The organism is Marinobacter alkalisoli (assembly GCF_045449795.1).
In the GTDB taxonomy this organism is placed as follows: Bacteria; Pseudomonadota; Gammaproteobacteria; order Pseudomonadales; family Oleiphilaceae; genus Marinobacter.
Map to the genome: position 1 here is coordinate 1 of NZ_JBJJLB010000032.1, position 10869 is coordinate 10869.

The window sequence follows — 10869 nt, forward strand, 5'->3', positions numbered from 1 at the left end:
AGACACCCCGCCAGCCCCTCGTCATACATTGGGTGCTGGCTTCCTGGAGCCACTGGCTTGAACCTACCGGTTTACTTGTTCAGGAACAGCTCTCTGCCGATCAGCATGCGGCGGATTTCGGACGTGCCAGCACCGATTTCATAGAGCTTGGCGTCGCGCAGTAAACGGCCTGTCGGGTATTCGTTGATGTAACCGTTGCCGCCCAGCAGCTGGATGGCGTCCAGGGCTATTTTGGTGGCCATTTCTGCGGAGTAGAGGATCGCGCCGGCGGCGTCTTTGCGGGTGGTTTCGCCGCGGTCGGCGGACATGGCCACCATGTAGACGTAGGACTTGGCGGTGTTCATCCAGGTGTACATATCCGCCACTTTGCCCTGGACCAGTTCGAATTCGCCGATGGCCTGGCCGAACTGTTTGCGCTCGCGGATGTAGGGAACGGTGACGTCCAGTGCTGCCTGCATGATGCCCAGCGGGCCGCCGGAGAGGACGAGACGTTCGTAGTCGAGGCCGCTCATGAGGACTTTGGCGCCGTTGCCTTCGCCGCCGAGGATGTTTTCCCGGGGTACTTTGCAGTCTTCGAACACCAGTTCGCAGGTGTTGGAGCCGCGCATGCCGAGTTTGTCGAGTTTCTGGTGGCGGCTGAAGCCCGGGTAGTCGCGTTCGACGATGAAGGCGGTGACGCCCCGGGAACCGGCCTGGGTGTCGGTTTTGGCGTAGATGACGTAGGTGTGGGCGTCCGGGCCGTTGGTGATCCACATCTTGGTGCCGTTCAGGACGAAGTGGTCGCCTTCGTCACGGGCGGTGAGTTTCATGGAGATCACGTCGGAGCCGGCGTTGGGCTCGGACATGGCTAGTGCGCCCACGTGTTCGCCGCTGATCAGTTTCGGCAGGTATGTCTGTTTTTGCTCTTCGGTGCCGTTGCGATGAATCTGGTTTACACAGAGGTTGGAATGGGCGCCGTAGGAGAGGCCAACGGAGGCCGAAGCACGGCTGATTTCTTCCATGGCGATGACGTGCGCCAGGTAGCCCATGTCGGAGCCGCCGTATTCTTCTTTTACGGTAATCCCCAGCAGGCCCATGTCGCCCATTTTTCGCCACAGGTCCATGGGGAATTCGTTGTTCCGGTCGATCTCTTCTGCGCGGGGAGCGATTTCCGCGGCGGCGAAGCCGTTGATCTGCTCGCGGAGCATGTCGAGGGTTTCGCCGAGGCCGAAGTTGAACTCTGTGTATTGTGATTTCATTGTTGGCTACCTATGTCGTTCGCGTTATTTCTGTTCTACCGGGTCAGGTTCTTCCTGTTCAGCCGTTGCCTGCTGGCGTTTTCTCTTCTGTAGGTCCGCCAGTGCTTCGCGGCAACGGGCTTCTGCCGTGTCCATTTCCATTTCCGCCTGGGCAATGTCGTTTTTCTGTTGTTCCAGTTGTGCCCGCCGGGCTTCCAGAATTTCCAGCATTTTCAGCAGCTGCTTTTCGTTGCCGCTGAGGGTTTCATCCCACAAATCGAACAGCTCTTTGGTCTCCGCCAGGGAGAAGCCCATGCGTTTGCCCCGCAGGATGAGTTTCAGGCGCACCCGATCCTTTGAACTGAATATCCGTGTCTGCCCCCTGCGGGAGGGCTTCAGCAAGCCCTGATCCTCATAAAAGCGGACGCTTCGTGTTGTGACGTCGAACTCCTTGGCGAGTTCACTGATGCTGTAGGTGCTTTTGTCTGCCATGGCGATTTCCTTTTTAGACTAAGGTTAGATAAAGTTTACGTAAACGTAAAGTAAATTTTGGGCGTAAAAGGGACGATTTTCAGAATTGAATTTTTTAACAAATATTGTGGCGGAATATGTCATGGCATAGGTGCCGGGCCTGGAACACACTTTACAACAACCAGTAAACAGTTTCTGACAACAAGGAGAACGCTATGGAATTTCAGAACGTACCGGCGATTGTTACCGGTGGTGCATCCGGTTTGGGCGAGGGGGCCGCGCGTGCCCTGGCGGCAGCGGGCTGTAAGGTCGCTATTTTCGATGTGCAGAAAGAGCAGGGTGAAGCCGTGGCCCGGGATATTGGCGGGCTGTTCGTGCACTGCGACGTCACTTCATCGGACAGCGCCGAGGCTGCCCTGGCTACGGCCCGCGAAGCCCATGGTCCGTGTGGTGTGGCCGTGAACTGTGCCGGCATCGCGCCGGCGGCGAAGATTCTGGGCCGTGACGGGGTGATGCCGCTGGAGAACTTTAGCAAGGTCATTCAGGTCAACCTGATAGGCACCTTTAACATCCTGCGTCTGGCTGCGGCGGATATGGCTCAGCGTGAACCCAACGCCGATGGTGAGCGCGGTGTGATTATTTCCACGGCGTCTGTTGCTGCCTATGAAGGCCAGATCGGTCAGGCGGCTTACAGTGCATCGAAAGGCGGTGTTGTAGCGCTGACGCTGCAGGCCGCCCGCGAACTGGCCCGCGAGGGTATCCGTGTGAACACCATTGCACCGGGTCTGTTCATGACGCCGATGATGGCCGGCATGCCCGAGGAAGTGCAGGACAGCCTGGCCGCTACCTTGCCGTTCCCCAAGCGCCTCGGCAAGCCGGAAGAGTTTGGCATGATGGTGGATCAGATGGTTCGTAATCCCATCCTCAACGGTGAAGTGGTTCGTCTGGATTGCGCGCTGCGTATGGCGCCCAAGTGAGTACGACCAAACGGGAGAACGTTATGAGCAGTCCAATCGATAAAGAAGAGCTCGAGATGTTCCGGGAGTCCGTTATCAAGGCCCTGGAAACCGAAGTGAAGCCTCACTACGAGGCCTGGGAAAAATCCGGGATTGTGCCCCGTGAGCTCTGGAACACCTTGGGCAACGCCGGCATGTTGTGTGTGGATGTGCCGGAAGAGTGCGGCGGTTGCGGCGCGCCTTTCCAGTATTCCGTGGTGGTTGGCGAAGAGCTGGCGCGGCTGGGGTTCGGCGCCCTGTCCACCAATGTGATGGTGCACTCGGACATTGTTGCCCCGTACCTGAGCCACATCGGTAACGAGGAACAAAAGCAGCAGTGGCTGCCGAAGATGGTCTCCGGTGAGGCCGTGGGTGCGATTGCCATGACCGAACCCGGTGCCGGCAGTGACCTGCAGGCGATCCGCACCAGCGCCGTGAAAGACGGGGATGACTACATCCTCAACGGTTCCAAGACCTTTATCACCAATGGCCAGCATGCGGACATGGTGATCGTCGCAGCCAAGACCGACCCCAACGCCGGTGCCCGGGGCATCAGCCTGTTCCTGGTGGACACGTCCCTGCCGGGTTACAGCAAGGGTCGGAATCTGGACAAGATCGGCCAGCATTCCGGTGACACCTCGGAACTGTTTTTCTCCGACATGCGCATACCCGCCTCCGCGTTGCTCGGTGAAGAAGGCCAGGGCTTTATGTACCTGATGCGGGAACTGCCTCGCGAACGCCTGGTGATTGGCGCTCTCGGTGTGGCCGCTGCTCGCGGTTCGCTGGATCTGACCATCGCTTACGCCCAGGAACGTGAGCTGTTCGGCCAGAAACTGGCTCAGCTACAGAACACCCGATTCGAAATCGCGCGAATGGAAACCGATTATCGGGTCAACAGGGCCTTCGTGGACCAGTGCATCGATCAGTACGACCGTGGCGAACTGGATGCCCCGACAGCCTCCATGGCCAAGTACAGCGCCACGGAAATGCAGTGCCGGGTGGCGGATGGCTGCCTGCAGCTGTTCGGCGGCTACGGCTACACCACGGAATACCCCATTTCCCGAGCGTTTATAGACGCCCGCGTGCAGCGGATCTATGGCGGCACGTCGGAAGTGATGAAAGAGATCATTGCCCGTTCGGTACTGGGCAAGGCCTGATTGATTAAGTGAGGAATAGAGTATGAGTGACAACAGTGTAGTTATTGCCGGTTCTGCCCGCACCCCCATGGGCGGCATGATGGGCGCCCTGAGTTCGGTCCGCTCCCCGGAACTGGGTGCGGTGTCCATCAAGGCGGCCATTGAGCGTTCCGGTCTGCAGCCGGCGGACATCCAGGAAGTGATTATGGGCTGCGTATTGCCGGCCGGGCTGGGTCAGGCGCCGGCGCGCCAGGCTTCACGCGCCTCCGGCATCCCCGACAGCTCCGGTTGCACCACCATCAACAAGATGTGCGGCTCCGGCATGCAGGCAGTCATCATGGCCCACGACCAGATCAAGGCCGGGACCAATAACTTCATGATTGCCGGTGGCATGGAAAACATGAGCCAGGCGCCGTACCTGCTGCCCAAGGCCCGTGGCGGCATGCGCATGGGCCACGGCCAGGTGATGGACAGCATGTTCCTGGACGGTCTGGAAGACGCCTACGAAGGCGGTCTGATGGGTGTGTTTGCCCAGCGCACGGCAGACAAGTTCAACATTACCCGGGAAGCTATGGATGAATTCGCCATCGGCTCCCTGAACAAATCCCTGGCGGCCATCGAGAGCGGCTGGTTCAAACCGGAAATCGTGCCGGTGAGTGTGCCTGGCCGTGGTGGTGACACGGTGGTGGACACCGACGAGCAGCCGGGCAAGGCGCGCCCGGAAAAGATTCCGACGCTCAAGCCGGCGTTTGCCAAAGACGGCACGGTGACAGCGGCCAATGCCAGCTCCATCAGTGATGGTGCCTCGGCGCTGGTTCTGGCGTCCGCAGCGGAAGCCGAGTCCCGGGGGCTGACACCCCAGGCGCGCATCGTGGCCCACGCAACCCATGCCCGTTTGCCGTCTGAATTCACCCTGGCGCCCATCGGCTCCATCGAGAAGGTATTGAAGAAAGCCGGCTGGTCGGTGGACGATGTGGATCTGTTCGAGATCAACGAGGCCTTCGCGGTGGTAACCCTGGCAGCCATCAACGAGCTGAATCTGCCTGCCGAGAAGGTCAACGTGTACGGCGGTGCCTGCGCCCTCGGTCACCCGATCGGGTCGTCCGGTTCGCGCATCATCATCACCCTGATGAATGCCCTGAAACAGCGAGGCCTCAAGCGTGGTGTTGCTTCACTGTGCATCGGTGGTGGCGAAGGTACAGCCGTTGCCATTGAGTTGCTGTAAGCGGGTCTAATAGTCCTGCTTGCGGTAGGCCAGGGGGCTGAGCCCGGTCCAGTGCTTGAAGGCACGGGAGAAGGCGCCGGGCTCGGTGAACCCCAACTGGGATGAAATCTCGGTGATGGTCAGGTTAGGTCGCAGCAACAGCGTGACCGCCTGATCCCGCCGCAGGTTGTCCTTGATCTTCTGATAGGCACTGCCTTCGGATTTGAGCTTGCGGCTCAGGGTGTTGCTGGTCATGTTGAGGTGATCCGCCATTGTCTCCAGGGTCGGTAAGCGATCCTGCTCCATCCCTTCCAATAGTCTTCTTACCTGCGTTGTCAGGCTGTCATCATCGTCGGTCCAGACCAGCAGGTTGCGGGGTGAACTCAGGATGAATTCGTCCAGTTCCGCGGGCGTTCGTGTGACCGGCATGGCCAGATACGCCTTGCTGAAGAACAGGCTGTTGCGTTCCCGGTCGAAGTAACACTGGCACGGGAAGACAAAACGGTATTCATCGAAATGGCCGGGCAGCCCATGTTGAAAAGTGGCGTGGCTGAGCACGATCTTGCGCCCGATCAGCCATCCCACCAGCCGGTGCCACACCATCAACAGCCATTCAATCAGGAACTGATCCGGGTCCAGCTCCGGATGGCGATGGGTCATGGTCAGCTCTGCTTCTTCCCCCTCGGTGTTCAGTTCGATCTCTATGTCGTGGTTGAACAGCCGGTAGCAGCGAATGCTCTGACGGATCACGTCTTCCAGGGTGTCGCTGTGCACCACCAATGATCCCATCAGATGGAAATGCCCGACCCGGCACGGGTGGGTGGTGCGCCCCATGAATTCATCGTCCAGCACTTTCCACGTCATGCGGAACAGGCGAATGAACTGCTCGGTGGGCAGCCGCGCCCGTGGCGGGTAGATGAAGTCCGGATCGATACCGTTCCTGTGCAGCAGTTCGGCCGTGGGTAATCCCTTCTGCTCAAGCCCATGGAGAATGGCTCTGGCGTAATGGGATGAGAACGTCAGATGGTTCATTACACGTGATCCTTGATGCCGGTCATGCGGGTGCTCCATTGATTTGCTAGCCTTAATTCTCACATACAACATTGGAAGTAGTCTGGAGGTCTGTGAGAAAACGCCACGAATTCATCGAAGAGTCACGCAAGCAATGGAGTTCAGAGCCCGCCTTTGTGGCCTCCATGGCGGCTGCGGCCGTAGGGCTCGGGAACCTGTGGCGTTTCCCCTACATAGTGGGGGAGAACGGCGGTGGCGCCTTTGTGGTGGCGTACCTGCTGGCACTGATTGTGGTTGTGCTGCCTATCATGATTCTGGAGGTTGCCGCCGGGCGGCTTTCCAAAGGCAGTGCGGTGCAGACCTATCGCCAGGTTAACCGCTTCGGGGTGGTTTACGGCTGGTTTGTGGTGCTGATTACTGTGGCCATCACCAGTTACTATCTGGTGATAACCGGCTGGACACTGGGTTATGCCGTAGACGCCGCCACAAATAACCTGCGGGTGTTCGGGGAGTTCAGCGCCGGTTATAACTCGCTCTGGTATTTCATCGCCGTTACCCTGCTGGGGGCGGTTATCCTCGCCCGGGATGTCACCGCCATTGAGTTGTTATCCAAGATCCTGATGCCGGTTCTGCTGGTGGTGATGATCGGGCTGGTGGTATTCGCCAGCCGGACGCCGGGGTGGGAGCAAACGAAGGATTTCTTCTTCCAGGTAGACTGGCGCCGAATGACCGATGGCACGCTCTGGGCGTTCGCCTTTGGTCAGGCGTTCTACACCCTGGCGATCGGCCAGGGTTATCTGGTCACCTACGGCAGCTTTATCCCGAGGAAAACCCATGTGCCCCGGGCCTGTCTGATTGTAGCCGGTACTGAAACCAGTGTGGCCCTGCTCGCGGGCTGGATGATCTTCCCGTTTGTCTTCAGCCTGGGCATGGAGCCTGCCGAGGGCAGCCAGCTGGCGTTCGTGACCATGCCCCAGGTGTTTGACGATATGGCCGGCGGCTATTGGGTCGGTACATTGTTTTTTGCGCTGTTCTTCATGGCTGCCTTCAGTTCAAGCCTGGCCGGCCTGAAAGTGATGATTGCGGCCATCGCCGAAGAGTTCCGGCTGAGCAACGTGAAGGCGGTCAGCATTGTTACGGTGGTTATGCTGGTACTGGGCACTGCTTCCGCCCTGAGCTTCACTCCCCTGGAGTGGACGATTGCCGGCGAACCTGTTCTTGATGTGATTGACCGGGTCGCCGGCGGTAACGTGATTATTTTCTCCGGTGTGCTGGGCGCGGCACTGTTTTGCTGGTTCATCCCACCCCAGCGCATACGGACGGTTCTGGGCACAGAGACCCGCTGGTGGGAATGGCGGATCTATCTGATAGGCCGCTACCTGCCGCTGTTGGTGGTGCTCTGGGTGGTGGTGACCTATGCCCTTAGCCAGCTTGGTGTTCCTCCGGACTGATGTAGAATCAGGCCGTCCGGGACTGAGTTGTCGCCGGCTTCTCCAGAGCGACCTCAGCGACGGTATGCAATTTCTCCAACTGTGACTGAAGCATGGCAATCGGTCGTGCGCCTTCGAGCGTCAGGGCAATGTTGAAGTGTTCCTCTGCGCTTTCCACAGCCATTCTCGCAATGCGGAACCCGCGAATACGCACCACCTGACAAAGGCGCTCCAGAGCTGCCGCTTCCTGGGTCATTCGGCAGTTAAGTGTATAGCTTGGTATTGAGGGCTGGCTCTGAGGGTTCATGCAACTTGCTCCTTGTTGGTTTTGGCTGTGCGCTGGGTTTCGTCGATCATTTCTCGGTTGCTGGCGCCGGGTTTGACGATGGGCCAGACGTTTTCTTCCCGGCTGATAGCCACATGCAGCAACATCGGGCCGTTGAAAGCCAGGATGGTTTCGATGCCCCGCCGAATCTGGTCGGTGCGCTCAATGTGCAATGCCGGGATGTCGAACGCCCGGGCCATGGCCACGAAGTCGGGGTTGTCGTCCAGATTGATCTGGCTTTCCCGGTTGTTGTAGAACAGCTCCTGCTGCTGGCGGACCATGCCCAGGCACTGGTTGTCCATTACGATCATCTTTACCGGCAGGTTGTAGCGGCGGATGGTGGCCAGCTCCTGGGCGTTCATCATGAACGAGCCATCGCCCGTCACGTTGATTACCGTGCTGTTGCGGTCAGCGAACTGGGCGCCTATGGCAGCCGGCAGCCCGAAGCCCATGGTGCCGAGGCCTCCGCTGGTGAGGTGATGGCGAGGATGGTCGAACTCGTAGTGCTGGGCCACCCACATCTGGTGTTGGCCGACATCGCAGGCAATGACGGTGTCGTCTGGCGCGACGCGCGAGAGCTGGCGGATAAACGCCGGGCCGGTGATGGGCGCCAGGGCTTCTTCATTGTCGGCGGCGTGGAAGCCGGCCGTGGTGTGCCAGGTACGGCACTGTTTTCGCCAGTCTCCGATGGCCAGTGGTTTGTCCTTCAATGCCTTTGTCAGTGCCTTCAGGATGCTGTTGAGATCCCCCCGGATAGCCAGGTCCGCCGGACGCAGCTTGTTGATTTCGGCAGCGTCGGCGTCGATGTGGATCATCTTTGCGTTGGGGGCGAAACCGTCCAGTTTGCCGGTGGCGCGGTCATCCAGGCGGGCGCCGATCACCAGCAACAGATCACATTCGTCCACCGCCTTGTTGGCGGCGCGGGAGCCGTGCATTCCAAGCATGCCGAGATTGTAGGGATTGTGCTTGCCGGCGTTGCCAATGCCCTTGAGGGTCACTACCGCCGGCATGGCCGATGATTCGGCAAAGGCGCGGAAGTTGTCCTCGGCATGGGCCAGACTGATGCCGCCGCCACTGTAGAGCAGGGGCTTGCGGGCGGTGCGCAGCATGGCCAGTGCTTCGGCCAGATCCGGGCTGGTGGTGGGCTGTGGCTCTGACCGGGAGCAGGAAGTATCGGCAACGTCAGTGAGTAACAGGTCCTTGGGAATATCAATCCATACCGGTCCTGGCCGGCCGCTCTGGGCCAGTTCAATGGCTTCTTCCATGATGGCGGGCAGGGTGTCGGCGTCATCCACCAGATAGCTGTGTTTGACGATACCCAGGGTCATGCCCAATACGTCGGTTTCCTGGAAGGCATCTGTGCCAATCAGGCCGGAGGGCACCTGCCCGGTGATCACCAGCATGGGGATGGAATCCCGGTGAGCGTTGGCCACGCCGGTAATGAGGTTGGTGGCGCCGGGGCCGGAAGTGGCGATGCAAACGCCCAGCTTGCCGCTGGCCCGGGCATAGCCGTCGGCGGCCAGGGCGCAGCCCTGCTCATGGCGGCACAGCACGTGTTCCACACCCACATCGTCCACCAGCGCGTCGTATAGCGGCATGATGCAGCCGCCCGGATAACCGAAAACCGTGCTGATGGTGTGGCGGTGGAACGCTTCAAGAATGTGCTGTGCGCCGTTCATGGTCGTTTTTCCCTTTTTCTTCCGCAAAAAAAAGCCCCCGGGACCTTTCGGTGCCGGGGGCTCTTGGTGTCTTGTCAGGTTTGTCGCTATCTCACCCGCTTGTCCACGCAAAAGCCCCCGGACGGTACCACGACCACCAGGACTAGCTTCACAAGGACGATTACAGCGTTGAAGTTCATGAGATAAGTGCGCTTGCTCAAACTTTGTTTACGATAGTGAAAAGTTAACCCAGCAATGGAGGCCAGCGCAACCCCTGATTCCACATTTTTGTGCTACCGTTTGACTCCTTAATGCATGCGCAACAAACGAGAAGAACATGAGCAAGAGCAGGTGGGGCTCCCTTGGGTTGTCATTACTGGTGATCATCGCACTGGTGCTGTGGATGGCCAGCGGTGAGGTGAAAGTGGCGCAACAGGAAGCGCCGGACATGGAAGAGTCCGCTGTCGGAGAGCTCCCCAGTGTGGAAGTGGAAACCTTGCAGGCGCGCCTCTATGAGCCAGGCCTGATGTTGCAGGGGCAACTGGAGCCGTGGCGGACGGTGGCGATCAGCGCCGGCGTCAGCGGCACGGTCGAAGAACTGTTGGTGGATCAGGGGCAGCGTGTGGAGCAGGGCCAGACCCTGCTGCGCCTGTCCGACGATGGTCGCCAGTCCGGCGTGGACCGGTGGCAGGCACGCATCCGGAAACTGGAAGCGGACCTGGCTGCCGCACGCCGCCTGGGTTCCAGTAACCTGGTCAGTCAGTCGGAAATCCTCGGGCTGGAAAGCGATTTGTCCGGCGCCCGCGCGGAACTGGCGCAGGCCCGGGAGGCCGTCAGCGATCTCGCGCCCAGGGCACCCTTTGACGGGATCGTGAATCGCCGGAACGTGGATCTGGGCAGTCTGGTTCAGCCGGGCACGGAGATGCTCGAACTGGTCCAGGTCGAACGCCTGAAAGCGACCGGGCAAATCCCCCAGCAGTCCGTTGCCGAGGTCGCGGAAGGCCAGAGCGTTTCCATTCGTTTGCTCAATGGCGGCTCCCTGGAAGGGCAGGTGAGCTTCGTGGCGAGCGCCGCAAACCCGGAAACCCGCAGCTTCGCTGTGGAGGTGACGGTGGAAAACCCGGATCTCCGGCGGGTTGCCGGCGGCAGCGCCACACTGCGGATTGCGTTACCGGAAACCCGGGCCACTTTCCTGTCGCCGGCTTACCTTTCCCTTGGGGACGATGGCCGACCGGGTGTGCGCTATGTGGATGACAACAACCAGGTGGTATTCCGCAACGTGACTTTGCTGAATGTGACCACCGACGGCGCCTGGGTCAGCGGGCTGCCGGATGAAGTCCGCCTGATCACCCGTGGTGGTGGCTTCGTGTCCATCGGGCAGGAAGTGCAGCCGGTTGACCGCTCGCATAACCGGGGCTGAAC

The 10869-nt window shown here is 59.8% G+C and carries 10 protein-coding genes; 5 read left to right on the top strand and 5 right to left on the bottom strand.

All coding sequences use genetic code 11. The annotated features are described in order from the left end of the window. Positions 1 to 71: 71 nt before the first annotated feature. The gene (locus ACJO3M_RS15140; RefSeq protein WP_407002224.1) at positions 72 to 1238 is read right to left on the bottom strand and encodes an isovaleryl-CoA dehydrogenase; all 1167 of its coding nucleotides are present in this window, start codon (positions 1236 to 1238) and stop codon (positions 72 to 74) included. 24 nt (positions 1239 to 1262) lie between these two features. Then, complete coding sequence (locus ACJO3M_RS15145) at positions 1263 to 1709, bottom strand: MerR family transcriptional regulator (RefSeq protein ID WP_406988029.1); 447 nt, start codon at positions 1707 to 1709, stop codon at positions 1263 to 1265. 194 nt (positions 1710 to 1903) lie between these two features. Between ACJO3M_RS15145 and ACJO3M_RS15150 the strand changes: the two genes are divergently transcribed. Genes ACJO3M_RS15150 through ACJO3M_RS15160 form a run of 3 tightly spaced genes read left to right on the top strand, consistent with a single transcriptional unit; the run spans position 1904 to position 5044 of the window. Then, entirely contained in the window at positions 1904 to 2665 is a 762-nt protein-coding gene (locus ACJO3M_RS15150; RefSeq protein WP_407002225.1) for an SDR family NAD(P)-dependent oxidoreductase, read from the top strand. A gap of 23 nt (positions 2666 to 2688) precedes the next feature. Next, entirely contained in the window at positions 2689 to 3840 is a 1152-nt protein-coding gene (locus ACJO3M_RS15155; protein ID WP_407002226.1) for an acyl-CoA dehydrogenase family protein, read from the top strand. Positions 3841 to 3862: 22 nt separating this feature from the next. Next, positions 3863 to 5044, top strand: coding sequence for a thiolase family protein (locus ACJO3M_RS15160; protein ID WP_407002227.1), 1182 nt, complete (start codon positions 3863 to 3865; stop codon positions 5042 to 5044). Between the two features lie 6 nt (positions 5045 to 5050). Here ACJO3M_RS15160 and ACJO3M_RS15165 read toward each other — a convergent pair whose 3' ends face one another. Beyond that, on the bottom strand, positions 5051 to 6055 hold the full coding sequence (locus tag ACJO3M_RS15165) for an AraC family transcriptional regulator (protein WP_407002228.1): 1005 nt from the start codon (positions 6053 to 6055) through the stop codon (positions 5051 to 5053). 92 nt (positions 6056 to 6147) lie between these two features. Here ACJO3M_RS15165 and ACJO3M_RS15170 point away from each other — a divergent pair, with 92 nt between their 5' ends. Continuing rightward, on the top strand, positions 6148 to 7485 hold the full coding sequence (locus ACJO3M_RS15170; protein WP_407002229.1) for a sodium-dependent transporter: 1338 nt from the start codon (positions 6148 to 6150) through the stop codon (positions 7483 to 7485). Positions 7486 to 7492: 7 nt separating this feature from the next. On the opposite strand, the gene ACJO3M_RS15175 is transcribed toward ACJO3M_RS15170, so the two are convergent. Together ACJO3M_RS15175 and ilvG are read right to left on the bottom strand one after the other, a co-directional pair. Next, positions 7493 to 7771, bottom strand: a complete 279-nt coding sequence (locus ACJO3M_RS15175; protein WP_407002230.1) for an ACT domain-containing protein — start codon at positions 7769 to 7771, stop codon at positions 7493 to 7495. Continuing rightward, a complete protein-coding gene (gene ilvG / locus ACJO3M_RS15180) occupies positions 7768 to 9468 on the bottom strand; it encodes an acetolactate synthase 2 catalytic subunit (RefSeq protein WP_407002231.1) in 1701 nt (566 codons plus the stop codon). The genes ACJO3M_RS15175 and ilvG overlap by 4 nt, the downstream gene beginning before the upstream one ends. A gap of 316 nt (positions 9469 to 9784) precedes the next feature. On the opposite strand from ilvG, the gene ACJO3M_RS15185 reads away from it, so the two are divergent. Beyond that, positions 9785 to 10867, top strand: coding sequence for an efflux RND transporter periplasmic adaptor subunit (locus ACJO3M_RS15185; RefSeq protein ID WP_407002232.1), 1083 nt, complete (start codon positions 9785 to 9787; stop codon positions 10865 to 10867). Positions 10868 to 10869: the final 2 nt, after the last annotated feature.

Coding starts and splice junctions, on each gene's coding strand:
- ACJO3M_RS15155 (WP_407002226.1), top strand. CDS start 2,689: ATGAGCAGTCCAATCGATAAAGAAGAGCTCGAGATGTTCCGGGAGTCC.
- ACJO3M_RS15145 (WP_406988029.1), bottom strand. CDS start 1,709: ATGGCAGACAAAAGCACCTACAGCATCAGTGAACTCGCCAAGGAGTTC.
- ACJO3M_RS15165 (WP_407002228.1), bottom strand. CDS start 6,055: ATGAACCATCTGACGTTCTCATCCCATTACGCCAGAGCCATTCTCCAT.
- ACJO3M_RS15140 (WP_407002224.1), bottom strand. CDS start 1,238: ATGAAATCACAATACACAGAGTTCAACTTCGGCCTCGGCGAAACCCTC.
- ACJO3M_RS15160 (WP_407002227.1), top strand. CDS start 3,863: ATGAGTGACAACAGTGTAGTTATTGCCGGTTCTGCCCGCACCCCCATG.
- ACJO3M_RS15175 (WP_407002230.1), bottom strand. CDS start 7,771: ATGAACCCTCAGAGCCAGCCCTCAATACCAAGCTATACACTTAACTGC.
- ilvG (WP_407002231.1), bottom strand. CDS start 9,468: ATGAACGGCGCACAGCACATTCTTGAAGCGTTCCACCGCCACACCATC.
- ACJO3M_RS15185 (WP_407002232.1), top strand. CDS start 9,785: ATGAGCAAGAGCAGGTGGGGCTCCCTTGGGTTGTCATTACTGGTGATC.
- ACJO3M_RS15150 (WP_407002225.1), top strand. CDS start 1,904: ATGGAATTTCAGAACGTACCGGCGATTGTTACCGGTGGTGCATCCGGT.